Here is a 17353-nt window from a genome sequence, read left to right on the forward strand (position 1 = left end):
GGTCGGTCGAGGCGGGGGCGGCGGGGACGGTCTGATCTGTCACGGTCGTGAGGTTCCTTACGTGGGAGGGACCAGGTCAGTTTAGACGGGCGCGGAGCCGGGATCGATCGTGCCCCGCGCCTCCTCGGCCCTCCCGGTCGGGACGACCGCGAGCTCGGTCGCGCACGCCTCGGCGGCCACCCAGGCGAGCATCCCGCACTTGACGCGCATGACGAACTTCGAGACGCCGTGGAACGCGACCGCGTCGCCGAGCACCTCGTCGTCGGGCTCGCCCGCCCCGCGGGAGCGCATCATCGCGCGGTACTCGTCGATCAGCAGCCGCAGCTCGGGGAGGGTGCGGCCGGGGGCCAGCTCGCTGAGGACCGAGGCGGACGCCATCGAGATGGAGCAGCCGGCGCCCTGCCAGGCGAACCCGTCGATGCGCCCGGTGGCCTCGTCGACCGAGAGCCGGACGGTGATCTCGTCGCCGCAGGTGGGGTTCCGCTCGAAGTGCTCGGCCTGCGCGCCGGGCAGCTCGCCGTCGCCGTGCCGTCGCTTCGCGTGATCGAGGATGACCTGCTGGTAGAGGGAGTCGAGGGAGGCGCTCATCGCTCGGACCCCTCGACTTCGAAGTACGCCCGGACTCCGGCGACGCCGTCGAGGAGGCGGTCCACCTCGGCCTCGGTGCTGAACAGGTACGTGCTGGCACGGGTGGTCGCGGCGACGCCGAGGCGCCGGTGCAGCGGCTGCGCGCAGTGGTGCCCCACGCGGACCGCGATGCCCGAGGCGTCGAGGTACTGCCCGACGTCGTGCGCGTGCACCCCGTCGACGACGAATGACGCCAGACCGGAGCGGGCCACGCCCGCGGGCGGTCCGACGACGCGGACGCCGGGGACGGCGGCGAGACCCGCGACGAGTCGCTCGGCGAGCGTCTCTTCGTGCGCGCGGATGCGATCGAGACCGACGGCCTCGAGGTAACGGACGGCTTCGGCCAGCGCCACGGCCTGGGACACCGGCTGGGTGCCCGCCTCGAAGCGCTGCGGCGAGGGCAGGTACTCGGAGCCCTCGAGCGTCACGGTGGTGATCATCGATCCGCCCGTCTTGAACGGCGGCAGCGCGTCGAGCAGCTCGGCCCGCCCGTAGAGGACGCCGATGCCGGTCGGACCGAGCATCTTGTGCCCCGAGAAGGCGGCGAAGTCGACCCCCAGGGCCGGGAGGTCGAGCGGTCGGTGCGGCGCCGACTGACAGGCGTCGAGCACGACGAGGGCGTCGACGGCGTGCGCGGCCTCGACGAGGCGCTCGACCTCGGCGATCTGCCCGGTGACGTTCGACACGTGCGCGAACGCCACGATCCGGGTGCGGTCGCCGAGCAGCGCGATCAGGTCGTCGGCCGACCAGACGCCGTCGTCGTCGACGGGGACGAACCGGAGCACGGCCCCGGTCGTCGCCGCGAGCTCCTGCCAGGGCACCAGGTTCGCGTGGTGCTCGGCCTCGGTGAGCACGATCTCGTCGCCGGGACGGAGGGCGAACCGGCGGGCCGGCGCTCCCCCGCGACCGTGCGTCGCGTTCGCGAAGCCGTAGGCGACGAGGTTCAGGGCGTCGGTCGCGTTCGCCGTCCAGACGATCTCGTCGACGGAGGCGCCGACGAACCCGGCGACGATGGCCCGGGCGTCTTCGAAGGCCTCGGTCGCGAGACCGGCCAGCGTATGCGCACCGCGGTGCACAGCCGAGTTGATCGTCTCGAGGAACACCCGCTCCGCGTCGAGCACGCTCGACGGGCGCTGCGCCGTGGCCCCCGAGTCGAGGTACGCGAGCGGCTCGTCGTTCACCGTCTGGTCGAGCAGCGGGAAGTCGGCACGGAGACGCTGCACCTCGGACTCGGAGAGCCCCGAAGCGAAGGAGGCGCGGGTCGCGTCGACAGCGCCGATCGCGTCGGCAGCGCCGGTCGAGTCGGATGGGCTGGGCCTTGCGGAGATCTGGGTCACGGTGTCCTTTCCCGTCGATCCTATTGATCGTCGCCGACGGTACGACGACCCAACGGCCCGGCCGCCCCGCGTGTTCCCACCACTCCGGCGCATGACGCCGTGTGACGCGCGCCGCGGAGGGGGTGGCGCCGGGTCCGCAGCCCGGCCAGCATGAGGGCATGAGCCCTGACCGCATCGAGACCAGTCACGCCGGCAGTCTGCCGCGCACCCCCGAACTCATCGCCGCCAACGACGCCCGTGCCCTCGGGCCCGACGGCTTCACGCTCGAACGGACCCCCGAGTTCGACGAACTGCTGACCGCGGCCGTCGCCGACCTCGTCCGCCGGCAGGAGGACCTCGGCATCACGATCGTCGGGGACGGCGAGTACGGCAAGGCCATGACGAGCGCCGTCGACTACGGCGCCTGGTGGTCGTACTCGTTCCAGCGGGTCGGCGGGCTGTCGCTGACCGGCTCGGACATCTTCAGCCAGCAGCCGGTGCGCTCGGGCCCCGGCGATGTGCGCCTGACCTCGTTCCCCGACCGACGCGACTGGCAGAGGTTCCACGACGCGTACACCGACCCGACGTCGGGCATCGGCACGGGCTCGGGGGCGACGCCCTTCCCCAGCACGACCGGGCCGCTGACCTACGTCGGGCAGAGCGCCATCGCCTCCGACATCGCCAATCTCACGACCGGCGTCGCGGCCGGCGACGCCACGTCGGCCTTCATCACCTCGCTCTCGCCGGGCAGCGGAGCACGCATCGCGAACGACTTCTACGCCACCGAGGAGGAGCACATCTGGGCCTGGGCCGAGGTGCTGCGGGAGGAGTACCTCGCCATCACCGGCGCGGGCCTCGTCGTGCAGATCGACGACCCCTCGATCGCGGAGAACTGGGACCAGATCAACCCCGAGCCGAGCATCGACGACTACCGGGCGTTCACCCGCATCCGGGTCGAGGCGCTGAATCACGCCCTCCGCGGCATCCCGCCAGAGCTGGTGCGATTCCACCTCTGTTGGGGCTCGTGGCACGGCCCGCACACCACGGACATCGAGTTCCGGCACATCGTCGATCTCATGCTCGAGATCGACGCGGGCTCGTACTCGTTCGAGGCCGCGAACGTGCGCCACGAGCACGAGTGGAAGATCTGGCGCGACGTCGAGCTGCCCGCCGGCAAGACGATCGCCCCCGGGGTCGTGAGTCACGCGACCAACGTCGTCGAGCATCCCGAGCTCGTCGCCGACCGCATCGAGGCGTTCGCGTCGACGGTCGGCCCCGACCGGGTCGTCGCCTCGACGGACTGCGGTCTCGGCGGACGCATCCACCCGCAGATCGCCGTGGCGAAGCTCGCGGCCCTCGGGGAGGGCGCCCGCATCGCGTCGCACCGCCTCTTCGGCTGAGGCCGCTCGACCGGAACGACCCGCGCCTCCTGCGGTTACAGGGCCGAGGAGGCGCGGGTCGTCGTAACCGGGCGGTCGCCTCAGTCGTCGAGCGGCTTGAGCACGCGCCGGAGGAACTGCTGCGTGCGGGCCTCGCGCGGGCGGCTCAGCACGTCGGCCGGGCGCCCGCGCTCGACGACCACGCCGGCGTCCATGAAGACGAGCTCGTCGGCGACGCGCCGGGCGAACTCGAGCTCGTGGGTGACGACGATCATCGTCCAGCCGTCGTCGGCCAGCTCCTTGACGACCGTCAGGACGTCGCCGACCAGCTCGGGGTCGAGCGCCGAGGTGGGCTCGTCGAAGAGCAGCAGCTCGGGGCGGAGCGCCAGGGCGCGGACGATGCCCACGCGCTGCTGCTGCCCGCCGGACAGCTCGGCGGGGTAGGCGTCGGCCTTCTCGGCGAGGCCCACCCGGGCGAGCAGCGTTCCGGCCTCGGCCCGCGCCTCCCCCGGGTCGCGCTTCTGCACGCGCACCGGGCCCTCGACGACGTTCTGCAGCACGGTCAGGTGCGGGAACAGGTTGAAGTGCTGGAAGACCATCGACGAGCGGTCGCGGAGGGCGGTGAGGTATCGCTTGCCGACCTTGGCGCCGAAGTCGATCGATCGGCCGTCGGAGAGGGTCACCGTGCCGGCGTCGGGGACCTCGAGGCTGTTCAGCGACCGCAGGACGGTCGTCTTGCCCGAGCCGGAGGGCCCGATGATGGCGACGACCCGACCACGACGGACGTCGAGGTCGATGCCGCGGAGGACCTCGTTCTCGCCGAAGCTCTTGCGCAGACCACGGACGGTCAGGACGGTGGCATCGGCGCCCGATGCCGGAGGCGGGGTGACGTCAGCGGGCAACGTGGCGGTCCAATCTCTTCTCGAGGGCGTCCTGTCCGAACGACAGGATGAGGCAGATGACCCAGTAGACCAGGGCTGCCTCGAGGTAGATCAGGAGGAACTCGTTCGAGACCGAAGCGATCTGCTGCGCCTGACGGAACAGCTCGACGACGAGGATGACGCTCGCGAGCGAGGTGTCCTTGACGAGGCTGATGAACGTGTTCGACAGCGGCGGCACCGACACCCGGGCCGCCTGCGGCAGGATGATCCGCCGGAGCGCCAGCCCCCGCGACATGCCGATCGTGTGCGCGGCCTCCCATTGGCCCTTCGGCACCGAGAGGATGGCCGCGCGGATGACCTCTGCGGCGTACCCGCCCACGTTCAACGAGAACGCGATGATGGCGCTGGGCCACGGGTCGAGCCGGATGCCGAGCGAGGGCAGTCCGTAGAAGACGACGAACAGCTGGACCAGCAGCGGGGTTCCGCGGATGACCGAGGTGTAGAACCGGGCGATGCCGGCCAGCCAGATCCGCCCCGACAGTCGCATCAGCGCGATCACGATGGCGATCACGAGGCCCAGGGCCATCGAGATCAGCGCCAGCGGGATCGACGCCACGAGCGCTCCCGACACGATCGGCCAGAGCGACCGCGCGAAGAGGTCGAGGGTGGACTGCACGACTACTCGCTGACGTCCTGGCCGAAGTACTGGTCGGAGATCTCCGCGAGAGTGCCGTCGGCCTTCAGCTCGGCGAGGGCGTCGTCGATGGCCGCGACGAGGTCGTCACTGCCCTTGGTGGTGACCAGCGCCGAGTTCGAGACGTCGTCGGTCGTCGCCGCGATCTTGATCGCGGCCGCCTTGTCGGGGTTCGTCTTGACGTAGTCGAGGAAGGTCAGCTCGTCGTTCACCGTCGCGTCGATGCGGCCCTGCTCGAGCAGGGCGACCGACTGGGCCCAGCCCTCGACGACCTGCACGTCGGCGCCGGCGTCTTTGGCCGTCGTGTAGAAGTTGCTCGACTGCGACTGCGCCGTGGTCTTGCCCTCGAGGTCGGCCAGCGAGGTGATGTCGGTGTTGTCCGCGGCCGTGATGACGGCGCCGCGGCTCACCGTGTACGGCGTCGAGAAGTCGAAGCCGGCCTCACGCTCGTCGGTGATCGAGATCTGGTTGGCGACGATGTCGAACCGCCCCGCGTCGAGCCCGGCCAGCAGGGCGTCGAACTGGGTCTCCTCGAAGGTCGGAGTCAGGTCGAGCTTCTCGGCGACGGCCGTGGCGACGTCGACGTCATAGCCCGTGAGCGCCCCGGAGCCGCCCTCGTGGTAGGTGAAGGGCTGGTACGTGCCCTCGGTGCCGATGACGAGCTCGCCGGACTCCTGGATGTCGTCGAGGCTCTTCGCCGCGCTCGTGTCGGCGGTCGCATCGCCGGTCTGCGTGACGACGCCGTCGGTCGAGGCGGGGGCGCAGGCCGTCAGCGCGAGGGCTGCAGCGGCGACGACGCCGGCGACGGAGAGGCGACGGACGGAGCGGGGGGCGGTGATCTTCACGGGGTTCCTTTGCGGAGACTCGGGGTCGGACGAGCCACCCGACCCTAACGCCGACGGCGGCGGTGGGATTCCCGATGTCCTTTCGTGACCTCGGGACGGCTGCGATCGGACTCTCCGGGCGGGACCGGTGGTGGACCCGGTGGTGAGCTCGGGGGGGGGGTCAGCGGCGGGCCAGCGCCTCGGTCACCGACGGGGCGCCGTCGAGCCGGATGTGCCGGTGGGCGACGCTCGTCGCCGAGACCGCGACGGCACTCAGCGACAGGGACGAGAAGAGCTTCCCGTCGACCAGGTCGGAGCGGATGAGCGCATCGTCGTCGTCCGCCGCGAGGGCGCTGCTCTCGCGGATCAGATCGAGCCACGGAGCCCAGTCGCCCTCGCCGCCGGCGTCCGCGTCGGTTGCGGCGGCCGATGCGAGAGGCCCTGAAGGAGGCGCTACATCGCGGAACCGGGGCAGCCAGCGATCGACGCGGGGCACGCTCCGATCGTCGGGTGCGGCGTGGGTCAGCATGTGGACGCCGGGGTCGAGACGGGTGGACCGGGTGGCCGAGCCGTCCCAGATGGAGTGGGTCGCGCCTCCTCGGTCCGCGGTCAGCAGGTTGAAGGTCCGCGTCCGTTGCGGTCCGACGGGCAGGGCGCCGTCGGCCGCGGCCCGCAGAGGGAGGGAACCCCGCGTGGCCCAGCCGCCCTCGGGCGCGGGCGGCTCCTCGTGGCGGTTCAGCACGACGCTCGCCCGGCTCGGCCGCGTGGCGACGGCCAGCCAGGCGCCCCCGGCCTCACGGTCGTGCACGCCCGTGACCCGGTCGCCGAGCTCGGGCCACCAGGCGCCGGGCTCGTCCCACGGGCGGTCGGGGGATTCGTCGCGCAGCCCGAAGAACACCACGGGCCAGTCGGAGTCGGGTGCGATCGAGACGACGACGGTGCACATGAGGGTCCTCCGGGTGGGTGTCTCGCGTGGGGTCGCCGTGCGGCGACGCGCACGGCGATCAGACGGGCGGCCACGAGATGCGGCATCGTGGGAGTGCAACGCTACCGACCGGGGCCCCGGGTCGGCCGACCGTCCGCACCGATCGACAGGGCACTCCCGTGACGCACGACTCCTCCCCGCACTCCCCCGCCGACGCGACCGACCCGACCGACCCGACCGACCCCGCCGACCCCGCCGACCCGACCGGATCGTCGCGGCGGCTGAACGTCGTGGTCGGCATCTCGGGCGGGATCGCGGCGTACAAGGCCGTCGGCGTCGTCCGCGGGCTCGTGCTGCAGGGTCACGACGTGCACGTCGTGCCGACCGAGGCGGCCCTGCGATTCGTCGGCGCACCGACCCTCGAGGCGATCAGCCGCAACCCCGTGCGCACCTCGGTCTTCGACGACGTGGCGCAGGTGCGGCACGTCGCGCTCGGGCAGCAGGCCGACCTGATCGTCGTCGCCCCCGCCACGGCCCACACCCTCGCCAAGATCGCGCACGGTCTCTCGGACGACCTGCTCGGCACGACGATCCTCGCCAGCACCGCGCCGCTCGTCGTCGCCCCCGCGATGCACACCGAGATGTGGCGCAACGCGGCGACCGTCGCCAACATCGAGCTGCTGCGCGGACGCGGGGTGACGGTGGTCGGACCCGCCGACGGACCGCTCACCGGCGGCGATTCGGGGCCGGGTCGACTGAGCGAGCCGGACGAGATCGTCGCGGCGGCCCTCGCGGTGGCGACCCGCGCCTCCTCGACTGATCCGGCGGGAGCCGAGGAGGCGCGGGTCGCCGACCTCGCCGGCGTCCGCCTGGTCGTATCGGCAGGCGGCACCCGCGAACCCCTCGACCCGGTGCGGTTCATCGGAAACCGCTCGACAGGCAAGCAGGGTGCGGCCATCGCCCTCGCCGCGGCTCGACGAGGCGCCGACGTGACCGTCGTCGCTGCCGAGTTGGACGGGGCCGTGCTGCAGTCGCTGGCCGCAGCACCGACGATCCGCGTCGTCCCGGTCTCGTCCGCGCTCGAGCTGGAGACCGCCATGGGCGCCGAGGCGGCCGCGCACGACGTCGTCGTGATGACCGCCGCGGTGGCCGACTACCGGCCGGCCGAGGTCGCCCCCGGCAAGATCAAGAAGGACGACACCGGCGACGAGATGACCGTGCGACTCGTCCGGAACCCCGACGTGCTCGCGGGTCTCGTCGCCGCTCGCCGCGACGGTCAGGTCGTGGTGGGGTTCGCCGCCGAGACGACGGAGGACCGCGACGAGCTCGTGGCGCTGGGTCGGACGAAGCAGCTGCGGAAGGGCGCCGACCTGCTCGTGCTGAACTCGGTGGGATGGACGACCGGCTTCGGCGCCGACGACACCTCGGTGATCGTCATCGACCGTGAGGGTGCGGAGGTCGCCGAGGCCCGCGGGTCGAAGCGGGAGGTCGCCGACGCCCTGCTCGACGCGGTGGCGGAGCGCCTGGTCGAGTAGCGCCGGACGGCGAGGCGTGGGGAGATCGGCGCCGAGTCCGGGCGAGTGCGGCCGAGACGGTCGTCGCGAGCCGACCGCTTCGGCCGGACACGCCCGCATGGGCGGCCTGCGAAGGGACAGCCCGATGGGCCGCCGCGCGGACAGTCCGACGGGCCGACCACACCCGGACATGACGAAAGCCCCGGCGGATGCCGGGGCTTTCGGTGTGTGAGCGATACTGGGATCGAACCAGCGACCTCTTCCGTGTCAGGGAAGCGCGCTACCGCTGCGCCAATCGCTCAAAACTGTGTTCACATCTGTTGCGGATTACTGCATCGAGTGTAGACCTTGGTCTGCATCGATTGGAGGTGGAGACGGGATTTGAACCCGCGTGAACGGCTTTGCAGGCCGGTGCCTCGCCTCTCGGCCACTCCACCATACGAGCAGCCCCCCAGAAGGAGGCCACCAGTCGGTGGACCACCCTCTGGTGAGCTTGACACTCGAGCGGATGACGAGATTCGAACTCGCGACCCTCACCTTGGCAAGGTGATGCGCTACCACTGCGCCACATCCGCATTTCGCTTTGCATTTCTGCGTGCAAAAGAACAATACCCACACCCCGGACCAGATACCAAATCGAGTCACCCTCGTGTCTTGCTGGGGCCCATCCGGCCGCACCGCGCCTCCTTCGGGGCCGTGTCGAATGGCGCTCCGGCACCCGTATGCACTAGCATCGACGAGTCCCGCAGGGGCGATTGGCGCAGTTGGTAGCGCGCTTCCTTCACACGGAAGAGGTCATCGGTTCGAGTCCGGTATCGCCCACCAGGCAGACGAGAACAGGGCCCCGCAGATGCGGGGCCCTGTTCTCGTTCCGGTCGCTTCTACCCGGCTCGTGTGCGGTGGACGGGCGTGTCCGCACAGACGAGCGAGCTGGGGGACGCGGAACGGCCCCGGTCGTCTGACCGGGGCCGTCCTCGTGGTGCGTGTGGTGCTGGTGGGGTGCGCCTACTGGCGCGAGTTCTCGAGGACGTAGCCCTCTTCGCCGTGGATGGCGAGGTCGATGCCGGCCACCTCGTCCTCGTTCTTGACGCGGAACCCGATGGTCTTCTCGATGACGAAGCCGATCAGGTAGGCGAGAACGAACGAGTAGACCATGACGGCCAGGGCCGAGACGGCCTGGATGCCCAGCTGGTCGAGCGAACCCGAGAAGATCAGACCGCTGCCGTTGGCGAAGAAGCCGAGGTAGAGGGTTCCGATCAGACCGCCGACGAGGTGGATGCCGACGACGTCGAGCGAGTCGTCGAAGCCGAGCTTGAACTTGAGGTCGATCGCGAGGGCGCAGACCGCACCGGCGACGACGCCGAGCACCATGGCCCAGAACGGCGTGAGCGCGGCGCAGGCGGGGGTGATCGCGACGAGACCGGCTACGGCACCCGAGGCGGCGCCGATGGAGGTCGCCTTGCCGTCCTTGATCTTCTCGACGACGAGCCAGCCGAGGATGGCTGCCGCCGGCGCGGCGATCGTGTTCAGGAAGGCGAGGGCGGCAACGCCGTCGGCCGCGAGCTCGGAGCCGGCGTTGAAGCCGAACCAGCCGAACCAGAGCAGACCGGCGCCCAGCAGCACGAAGGGCGGGTTGTGCGGCTTGTCGGCGCCCTTGGCGAATCCGACCCGCTTGCCGAGCACGAGGGCCAGGGCGAGGGCCGCGGCTCCGGCGTTGATGTGGACCGCCGTGCCGCCCGCGAAGTCGATCACTCCCATGCTGGCGATCCAGCCGCCGTCGACCACCGAGCCGTCCTCACCGAGCGTGAAGTTGAAGACCCAGCTGGCGACCGGGAAGTAGACGATGGTCACCCAGACCCCGGCGAAGATCATCCAGGCGCCGAACTTGGCGCGGTCGGCGATGGCACCCGAGATGAGGGCGACCGTGATGATCGCGAAGGTCGCCTGGAACGCCGCGAACGCGATGGTCGGGTAGGCGCCGGCCGGGTCCAGGCTGTCGACGAACAGCGAGTTCAGGCTGAACATCGAGGGGTCGAAGCCGAAGACGCCGTCCCAGCCGATGTAGGTGTCGGTGCCGGCGGGCCCCTCGGGTCCGTTCGAGAAGGCGATCGAGTAGCCGAACAGGACCCAGAGGACGGCGATGAGGCCCATGGCCCCGAAGCTCAGCATCATCATGCTGATGACGCTCTTGGCCTTGACCAGGCCGCCGTAGAAGAACGCCAGGCCGGGGGTCATGAGCAGCACTAGTGCTGCTGTGATCAGCATGAAGGCGGTATTGCCTTGATCCATCTGTGAGTCACCTCTCGATTCGGGAGCCAGGGGCAACGGTCGGCCGCCCGACCGTGAGGGTTCACGGGCTGCGGGGGCGGGACCGGGGTGCGGCTCTCAGTGTCGTGGGGTGAGGTTTCGTTGCGTGTGCACCGATGTTTCGGGAATGTAACGCGATTCGGGCGCGTGTAAACAACGTGTTTCACACCGGCCCGAAACGACCGCCGACGGCCTGTGGAGGTCATCGGAGCGATGTCGGAAGAACGTCGGGGCGGCTCTGGAAGGGCGTCGGGCCGACGTCAGAGGGACGTCAGCGCCACCAGTCGCGAGACAGCCCGCAGGTACTTCTTGCGGTACCCGCCGGCCAGCATCTCCTCGCCGAAGACCGAGTCGAGCGGGGTGCCGGAGGCGACCACGCGCACCTGACCGTCGTACAGCCGGTCGACGAAGGCGACGAAGCGCAGAGCGTCGGTCTGACTCGTGAGCGGCGAGACGTCGCGGAGCCCGACGGCCTCGAGCCCGGCGACGAGCTTGACGTACCGGCTCGGGTGGACCGTCGACAGGTGGGCCACGACCGCGCCGAAGTCGTCGACGGAGACCGGCCCGGTCACGGTGGCGAGCGCGGCGTCGACGTCGTCGGTCACGGAGGCGGACGCCTCGACCTCGCGGCGCCGGTAGTCGTCGCCGTCGATCCGCAGCGTGCGGAACCGGTCGGAGAGCCCCTGGATCTCGCGCAGGAAGTCCGCGGCGGCGAAGCGCCCCTCGCCCAGGGCGTTCGGCGGGGTGTTCGAGGTCGCGGCGATCCGGGTGCCGTCGTCGGCGAGATCGCCGAGCAGTCGTGTCATCATCATCGTGTCGCCCGGGTCGTCGAGCTCGAACTCGTCGATGCAGACGAGCGACGCGCCCTTCAGCTGGGCAGCCGCACCGGCGTAGCCGACCGCCCCGACCAGCGCCGTGTACTCGATGAACGTGCCGAAGTAGCGGCGTCCGCCGCTGCGGTTGAAGAGCGCGGCGAGCAGATGCGTCTTGCCGACGCCGAACCCGCCGTCGAGATAGAGGCCGGGCAGCACGGCCGGAGCCTCGGCGCGCCTCCTGAACAGGCCTCGTCGGGCGCCGCCCGCGGGTGCCGCGTCGAACGAGCGCACGGCCTCGACGGCCTCGTGCTGCGAGGGGAAGGCGTCGTCGGGGCGGTAGTTCTCGAGCGACGCGTCGACGAACTGCCGAGGAGGCACGAGCGCGGTGACGATCTCGGCACCCGTGATCGAGGGGGTGCGGTCGACCAGCGAGACGACGCTGGCGGTGGGATCGGGTGACATCGGGGCGGCCTCACGGTCGATCGGGCACGGAGCGCGGTGACGCCCGGCGTCCGCCGAGCGATGTGTGGAAGAGTCTCTGGAGTCCCTGTGCGAGGCCAAAGCGCGGTGCGTAGCCTCGACGGGGTCGTACTGCCCCTGAGTTTAGTGCTCACCGGCAACCCGAACATCAGCCGCTCACGCGGCGCTCCGCAGCAGGCGGAGACACACACCCGGAGGTAAGTCCATGGTCGTCGAGCACGACACGTCCGCCCGTTTCAGCGACTACGCGCACCCCGAACGCCTGGTGAGCACCGACTGGCTGGCGCAGCACCTCGGCTCCCCCGGTCTCGTCGTCGTCGAGTCCGACGAGGACGTCCTGCTCTACGAGACGGGCCACATCCCGGGCGCCGTCAAGATCGACTGGCACCTCGACCTCAACGACCCCGTCCGCCGCGACTACATCGACGGCGAGGGATTCGCCCGGCTGATGTCGTCGAAGGGCATCGGACGCGACACGACGATCGTCGTCTACGGCGACAAGAACAACTGGTGGGCCGCCTACGCGCTCTGGGTGTTCTCGCTGTTCGGTCACGACGACGTGCGGCTGCTCGACGGCGGCCGCGCCGCCTGGGAGGCCGAGGGACGCGAGTACACGACGGACTCCCCCGAGCCCGAGACGAGCGACTACCCGGTCGTGGAGCGCGACGACACGGTCATCCGCGCCTACAAGGACGACGTGCTCGAGCACCTCGGCAAGCCCCTGATCGACGTCCGCTCCCCCGAGGAGTACTCGGGCGAGCGGACCACCGCCCCCGCCTACCCCGACGAGGGAGCCCTCCGCGCCGGGCACATCCCCTCGGCCGCGAACGTCCCCTGGGGCAAGGCCGCGGCGGAGGACGGGCGGTTCCGTCCCGTCGCCGAGCTCGACGCCATCTACCGCGACGGCGCCGGCCTCGAGACCGGCGACGAGGTCGTCGCCTACTGCCGCATCGGCGAGCGGTCGAGCCACACCTGGTTCGTGCTGCACCACCTGATGGGCTTCGAGAACGTCCGCAACTACGACGGCTCGTGGACCGAATGGGGCAGCGCCGTCCGTGTGCCCATCGTGCAGGGCAGCGAACCCGGAGAGGTCCCCGCCCGGTGACCGGGACCACGCTGCCCGCCGCGCTCGTCGAGATCCGCGAGGAATTCACGGCGCTGGAGGTGCGCGACCGCCTGCAGCTGCTGCTCGAGTTCTCGAACGAGCTGCCCGACCTGCCGGCCCGGTTCGCCGACCACCCCGACCTGCTCGAACGGGTGGTGGAGTGCCAGAGCCCCGTCTACCTCTTCGTCGAGGTCGTCGACGGTCGCGTCCACCTGCACGCCACCGCCCCGCGGGAGGCCCCGACGACCCGCGGCTTCGCCTCGATCCTCGCTCAGGGCCTCGACGGCCTGACCGTCGACGAGGTGCTCGACGCCGTGCCCGACGACTACCCGCAGACGATCGGCCTGACCGAGGCCGTCAGCCCGCTGCGCATCCGGGGCATGACCGCCCTCCTCGCGCGCGCCAAGCGTCAGATCCGCGACAGGATCGCCACCGCGTGACCCTGCGCGTGCTGCACACGACCGGGCGTCCCCTCGAGACCGGTCTCGAGCTCGACATCGAGCACGAGGCGACGCCCGGTCGCCTGCGCGACCTGTACGCGCCTCCGGCCGCGACCTGGACCCGCCTCAACCTCATCACCGCGGTCAGCGGCGACGCCGCCGGGTCGGACGGCACCTCCGAGACGCTCAGCAACCCGACGGACCGCACCATCCTCGCGGCGATCCGGGCGGTCGCCGACGGGGTCGTCGTCGGAGCGGCCAGCGTCCGCGCCGAGGGCTACCGGGTGCCCAAGACCTCCCGGCTGGTCGTCGTGACGTCCTCGGGCGACCTCTCCGGGCACCGGATGGACCCGGAGGCCGCCGAGCGCGTCGTCGTCGTCTGCCCCGAGGCCGCGGTGGCGGAGGTCCGGCGCACGCTCGGCGGCGAGGTCGCCCGCGCCGCGACCGTCCTGACCTGCGCCGACGAGTCCCGCCGCCTCGAGCCCGCCGCGGTGCTCGACCGGCTGCACGCCCACGGCCTGCTGTCGCTCGTCTGCGAGGGCGGGCCGTCGCTCGCGGGGCAGTTCCTGCACGACGGACTGGTCGACGAGCTCTGCCTCTCCACCTCGCCGATCGTGATCGGCAGCGGTCTGCCGGTCTTCGGACGCGAGCGCTTCGACCCGTCGCGTCTGACGCTCAGTCAGCTGCTGATGGACGAGCAGAGCGCGCTGTACGCCCGCTGGCTCGTGGAAGACGGCCCAGCCACCCGTCGATGACCCCCTCGAAACGCTGCGGGTCGAAGTTGTAGAGCTTCGTGTGGCGCGCGGTGCGGAACACCTCGAGACGCACGAGATCGGGTCGTGCATCCGCGAGGGCGTGCGACGCCGTCGACGGGACGAACCCGTCGTCGTCGCTGTGCAGCAGCAGGACGGGCACGTCGAGGGCGTCGGCGCCGGCCACCAGGTCGAGTCGATCGAGATCGATCGGGCCGCGCCGCCCGCTCAGACGCGAGAGCGCGGGAGACATCAGGAGGCGCAGCACGAGATCCTGGACGACCCGCGGCACGTGCATGGCCGCCCCCTGGAATCGGAGGGTGGTGCGCCAGTCGACGACCGGTGACTCGAGCACGACGCCCGACACCCGACCGGCCAGCGTCGACCGCGTGGCCGCCTGCAGCACGAGCGCCCCGCCCATCGACCAGCCCATCAGCACCAGCGACGTCGCCCCGTGCAGCAGGGCGTACGCCATCGCCGACTCGACGTCCGCCCACTCGTCGTCGCCCAGGGCGTAGCGGCCGTCGGGCGACCGCGGCGCCTCGCCGTCGTTCCGGTACGAGACGAGCAACGACGTGTAGCCGTGCCGGCGGAACACGGGCACCGACCGGATCGTCTCGGCGCGGGTGACGCCGCGACCGTGCACGCCGATCATCCAGGGGCCCGGTTCCCCGCCCTCGGCCGGCACCAGCCAGGCGGGGGCCGGGCCGACCTCGGTGTCGACCCGCACCTCCTCGGCTTCGAGATCGGCCTCGCCGGGGTCCGACCACAGCCAGCCGCCGATGCGCCCCGAACGGGCCCCGTCGAGCGAGCCGGCGGTCACTTGCTCGACCCGTCGGACGACGACCCGCCCGTCGTCGCTCAGCACCTCGCCCAGACGCGCATGACCACGACCGCCGTCGAACCAGAGGCTGTAGCGGCCCGGGAGGCGCGTGTCGGCCGTCGAGGTCAGGCTCACGGTCGACGAGGCGGCATCGTGACCGACGATGCGCAGGTCGTCGCGGCGCCGGCGCTCGGGCGTGACGATCTTGCGCATCACAGCCACGACGCCCCCCGCGATGGCGACGAGCGAGAGCGTGACGGACGAACCGACCACGATCGCGGTGACGGCCAGGGCGGCCCTCGATCCCCCGGCGGGTGGACGGGACGCTCTGCTGGTCACGACGGACTCCGGACACTCGACGCGGGCACGGGGCGACCGGCGCGGACGGCCGACGCCCGTCGTGCAGCCCGACGCGGCGTGCCGTCTGCCTGACGGTCTGCTCGGAGCCTAGTCTGCACACGTGTCCGACAATCTCTCGACGCCGTCGCCTGCGCCCGCGTTCATCGACGCCGTCGACGCGGTGCGTCGAGCAGCCACCCGCGACGACCTCGCCGTGACCGAGATCCCCGCACCCGGCGGCATCGCTCCGAACTCGCTGGCTCTCGCCGGCGACGTGGTCGGGGCGAACGGCCGGGCCGACTCCGACCTCGGCACCGGACGCTTCACCCTCCTCCACGACGCGTCCGAACCGGAGGCCTGGGGCGGGCCCTTCCGGGTCGTCTGCTTCGCCCAGGCTCCCCTCGAGACCGACCTCGCCCTCGACCCCTTCGTCGCCGACGTCGCCTGGTCGTGGCTGGTCGACTCGCTCGACGCCCGCGGCGCCGCCTACGATTCGGCCTCGGGCACCGCCACGAAGCTGCTCTCGACCGGCTATGGCGAGCTGGCCCGTCACGGCGACGGCGCCCTGCTCGAGCTGCGCGCCTCGTGGAGCCCCACCAGCACCGACCTCGGCCCCCACATCGAGGCCTGGGGCGAACTGATCTGCACGCTCGCGGGCCTCCCGCCGACCGTCGAGGGCGTCACCCTCCTCGCGTCGCGGCGTGTCGGTCGGGACTGAACCAGAAGGACACGACCATGAACCCCGCCGCATCCGAATCCCGCAGCGTCGACTCCGGCGTCGTCGGCAGCGCAGGCGACCCGTCCGGGGGCGATCAGCCCGTGGTCTCCGTGTCGCCGAGCGTCCTGACGACCGCCGACGACCTCCACGGCAGGGTCGACGTCATCGCCGACCGGCCGGGGTACCTCGCAGCGGTCGAGGCGATCCGCTCCGGCACGGGGCCGGTGTCGATCGACGCCGAGCGCGCCTCCGGCTTCCGGTACTCGCAGCGGGCCTATCTCATCCAGGTGTTCCGTCGCGGCGCCGGGGTCTTCCTCTTCGACCCGCCCGCGATCGGCTCGTTCGCCGAGCTGCAGGAGGTCATCGGCCACGAGGAGTGGGTGCTGCACGCCGCCAGCCAGGACCTCGCGTGCCTCCGCGAGGTGGGGCTCGACCCCGCGACCGTCTTCGACACCGAGCTCGGGGCCCGGATCGCGGGGCTGCCCAAAGTGGGGCTCGGCGCCGTGGTCGAGCAGCTGCTGGGCGTCCACCTGGCGAAGGAGCACTCCGCCGCCGACTGGTCGACGCGTCCGCTTCCGCAGAGCTGGCTCGTCTACGCCGCCCTCGACGTCGAGCTGCTCGTCGACCTGCGGGACGCCATGGAGGCGCGGCTCGTCGACGCCGGCAAGCTCGAGATCGCGCGTGAGGAGTTCGCCGCCACGGTCGCGCGCGAGGCGAAGCCGCCGAAGGTCGACCCCTGGCGTCGTCTCACCGGACTGCACACCGTGCGGGGCACGCGCGGTCTGGCCGTCGCCCGTGAGCTGTGGCTGGCCCGCGACGAGTACGCGCGGCAGATCGACACCGCACCCGGTCGACTCGTGCCCGACTCGTCGCTGGTGGCGGCGACCAAGGCGATGCCCGCCGACAAGCGCGCCCTGGCGGGTCTGCGGGAGTTCGTCGGACGCGCGAGCCGGAGCGAGCTCGACCGCTGGTGGGGCGCCATCGAGCGCGGCCTCGCGACGACCGACCTCCCGTCGACCCGCGGTCCCGCGGCGGAGACGCTGCCGCCGCCCCGCAGCTGGGCCGACAAGAACCCGATGGCCGACGCCCGCTACCGGTTCGCGCGCCCGCGCATCGCCGAGATCGCCGAGACGTTCGACATGCCCGTCGAGAACCTGCTGACCCCCGAGCACCTGCGGCGTCTCGCCTGGGAGCCGCCCATCCCGTTCGAGACCGACGCCGTCGCGGCGGCGCTCGAGGCGCTCGGCGCCCGACGCTGGCAGATCGACGCCGTGGCCGAACCGCTCGCCGAGGCCTTTGTCGACGCCCACCAAGAGCCCGAGGACGGCGACGGCGCGACTTCGTAGACATCCGCGAAGGATTCTCCGCCCGGCAGGCGTCGTCCCTAGGATCGGACCAGATCCGAGCACTGGAG

16 protein-coding genes and 4 tRNA genes are annotated in these 17353 nt (G+C 71.5%); 8 read left to right on the forward strand and 12 right to left on the reverse strand.

Features of this window, described 5'->3' with window-relative positions; all coding sequences use genetic code 11:
• Positions 1-81: 81 nt before the first annotated feature.
• Together sufU and SOM13_RS03895 are read right to left on the reverse strand one after the other, a co-directional pair.
• Positions 82-588, reverse strand: a complete 507-nt coding sequence (gene sufU / locus SOM13_RS03890) for a Fe-S cluster assembly sulfur transfer protein SufU (protein WP_320477167.1) — start codon at positions 586-588, stop codon at positions 82-84.
• Positions 585-1850: a SufS family cysteine desulfurase gene (locus tag SOM13_RS03895; RefSeq protein ID WP_320478958.1), complete on the reverse strand. Its 1266-nt coding sequence runs from the start codon at positions 1848-1850 to the stop codon at positions 585-587. The genes sufU and SOM13_RS03895 overlap by 4 nt, the downstream gene beginning before the upstream one ends.
• Positions 1851-2122: 272 nt before the next feature.
• On the opposite strand from SOM13_RS03895, the gene SOM13_RS03900 reads away from it, so the two are divergent.
• The gene (locus tag SOM13_RS03900; protein ID WP_320478939.1) at positions 2123-3343 is read left to right on the forward strand and encodes a cobalamin-independent methionine synthase II family protein; all 1221 of its coding nucleotides are present in this window, start codon (positions 2123-2125) and stop codon (positions 3341-3343) included.
• An 80-nt stretch (positions 3344-3423) separates the two neighbouring features.
• Here the strand turns inward: SOM13_RS03900 and SOM13_RS03905 are convergent, their stop codons facing one another.
• From SOM13_RS03905 to SOM13_RS03920, 4 genes are all read right to left on the reverse strand, one after another.
• Positions 3424-4224, reverse strand: a complete 801-nt coding sequence (locus tag SOM13_RS03905; RefSeq protein ID WP_320478940.1) for an amino acid ABC transporter ATP-binding protein — start codon at positions 4222-4224, stop codon at positions 3424-3426.
• Positions 4214-4879 (reverse strand): amino acid ABC transporter permease, encoded by a 666-nt coding sequence (locus tag SOM13_RS03910; protein WP_243213352.1) that lies wholly within the window; start codon positions 4877-4879, stop codon positions 4214-4216. The genes SOM13_RS03905 and SOM13_RS03910 overlap by 11 nt, the downstream gene beginning before the upstream one ends.
• Before the next feature lie 2 nt (positions 4880-4881).
• The gene (locus tag SOM13_RS03915) at positions 4882-5742 is read right to left on the reverse strand and encodes a transporter substrate-binding domain-containing protein (protein ID WP_371740719.1); all 861 of its coding nucleotides are present in this window, start codon (positions 5740-5742) and stop codon (positions 4882-4884) included.
• A 160-nt stretch (positions 5743-5902) separates the two neighbouring features.
• Positions 5903-6667, reverse strand: coding sequence for an NRDE family protein (locus SOM13_RS03920; RefSeq protein WP_320478941.1), 765 nt, complete (start codon positions 6665-6667; stop codon positions 5903-5905).
• A gap of 260 nt (positions 6668-6927) precedes the next feature.
• Here SOM13_RS03920 and coaBC point away from each other — a divergent pair, with 260 nt between their 5' ends.
• A complete protein-coding gene (gene coaBC / locus SOM13_RS03925) occupies positions 6928-8181 on the forward strand; it encodes a bifunctional phosphopantothenoylcysteine decarboxylase/phosphopantothenate--cysteine ligase CoaBC (RefSeq protein WP_243215069.1) in 1254 nt (417 codons plus the stop codon).
• 208 nt (positions 8182-8389) lie between these two features.
• Here the strand turns inward: coaBC and SOM13_RS03930 are convergent.
• The 3 genes from SOM13_RS03930 to SOM13_RS03940 form a co-directional block, all read right to left on the reverse strand.
• Positions 8390-8461 (reverse strand) — tRNA-Val (locus tag SOM13_RS03930).
• Positions 8462-8523: 62 nt separating this feature from the next.
• Positions 8524-8597 (reverse strand) — tRNA-Cys (locus SOM13_RS03935).
• 66 nt (positions 8598-8663) lie between these two features.
• Positions 8664-8735 (reverse strand) — tRNA-Gly (locus tag SOM13_RS03940).
• Positions 8736-8909: 174 nt separating this feature from the next.
• Between SOM13_RS03940 and SOM13_RS03945 the strand changes: the two genes are divergently transcribed.
• Positions 8910-8985, forward strand: a tRNA-Val gene (locus SOM13_RS03945).
• A 180-nt stretch (positions 8986-9165) separates the two neighbouring features.
• Here SOM13_RS03945 and SOM13_RS03950 read toward each other — a convergent pair.
• Positions 9166-10449, reverse strand: a complete 1284-nt coding sequence (locus tag SOM13_RS03950; protein ID WP_192060285.1) for an ammonium transporter — start codon at positions 10447-10449, stop codon at positions 9166-9168.
• A gap of 278 nt (positions 10450-10727) precedes the next feature.
• The gene (gene zapE / locus SOM13_RS03955; RefSeq protein ID WP_243215057.1) at positions 10728-11744 is read right to left on the reverse strand and encodes a cell division protein ZapE; all 1017 of its coding nucleotides are present in this window, start codon (positions 11742-11744) and stop codon (positions 10728-10730) included.
• Positions 11745-11967: 223 nt separating this feature from the next.
• Between zapE and SOM13_RS03960 the strand changes: the two genes are divergently transcribed.
• From SOM13_RS03960 to SOM13_RS03970, 3 genes are read left to right on the forward strand one after another with little or no spacing between them, the layout of a single operon-like run.
• Entirely contained in the window at positions 11968-12867 is a 900-nt protein-coding gene (locus tag SOM13_RS03960) for a sulfurtransferase (protein ID WP_192060283.1), read from the forward strand.
• Positions 12864-13307, forward strand: a complete 444-nt coding sequence (locus SOM13_RS03965) for a SufE family protein (protein ID WP_243215059.1) — start codon at positions 12864-12866, stop codon at positions 13305-13307. Before SOM13_RS03960 ends, SOM13_RS03965 begins: the two co-directional genes overlap by 4 nt.
• A complete protein-coding gene (locus SOM13_RS03970; RefSeq protein WP_192060281.1) occupies positions 13304-14062 on the forward strand; it encodes a dihydrofolate reductase family protein in 759 nt (252 codons plus the stop codon). The genes SOM13_RS03965 and SOM13_RS03970 overlap by 4 nt, the downstream gene beginning before the upstream one ends.
• Here the strand turns inward: SOM13_RS03970 and SOM13_RS03975 are convergent.
• Complete coding sequence (locus tag SOM13_RS03975) at positions 13983-15221, reverse strand: alpha/beta hydrolase family protein (RefSeq protein WP_320478942.1); 1239 nt, start codon at positions 15219-15221, stop codon at positions 13983-13985. The genes SOM13_RS03970 and SOM13_RS03975 overlap by 80 nt on opposite strands.
• A gap of 121 nt (positions 15222-15342) precedes the next feature.
• Here SOM13_RS03975 and SOM13_RS03980 point away from each other — a divergent pair, with 121 nt between their 5' ends.
• Together SOM13_RS03980 and SOM13_RS03985 are read left to right on the forward strand one after the other, a co-directional pair.
• Positions 15343-15939, forward strand: coding sequence for a DUF3000 domain-containing protein (locus SOM13_RS03980; protein WP_320478943.1), 597 nt, complete (start codon positions 15343-15345; stop codon positions 15937-15939).
• Between the two features lie 17 nt (positions 15940-15956).
• Positions 15957-17285 (forward strand): HRDC domain-containing protein, encoded by a 1329-nt coding sequence (locus tag SOM13_RS03985; RefSeq protein WP_320477161.1) that lies wholly within the window; start codon positions 15957-15959, stop codon positions 17283-17285.
• Positions 17286-17353 lie beyond the last annotated feature (68 nt).

It is taken from the genome of Frigoribacterium sp. CFBP9030, assembly GCF_034045195.1.
GTDB lineage: Bacteria > Actinomycetota > Actinomycetes > Actinomycetales > Microbacteriaceae > Frigoribacterium.

Coding starts and splice junctions, on each gene's coding strand:
- sufU (WP_320477167.1), bottom strand. CDS start 588: ATGAGCGCCTCCCTCGACTCCCTCTACCAGCAGGTCATCCTCGATCAC.
- SOM13_RS03900 (WP_320478939.1), top strand. CDS start 2,123: ATGAGCCCTGACCGCATCGAGACCAGTCACGCCGGCAGTCTGCCGCGC.
- SOM13_RS03920 (WP_320478941.1), bottom strand. CDS start 6,667: ATGTGCACCGTCGTCGTCTCGATCGCACCCGACTCCGACTGGCCCGTG.
- SOM13_RS03950 (WP_192060285.1), bottom strand. CDS start 10,449: ATGGATCAAGGCAATACCGCCTTCATGCTGATCACAGCAGCACTAGTG.
- zapE (WP_243215057.1), bottom strand. CDS start 11,744: ATGTCACCCGATCCCACCGCCAGCGTCGTCTCGCTGGTCGACCGCACC.
- SOM13_RS03960 (WP_192060283.1), top strand. CDS start 11,968: ATGGTCGTCGAGCACGACACGTCCGCCCGTTTCAGCGACTACGCGCAC.
- SOM13_RS03985 (WP_320477161.1), top strand. CDS start 15,957: ATGAACCCCGCCGCATCCGAATCCCGCAGCGTCGACTCCGGCGTCGTC.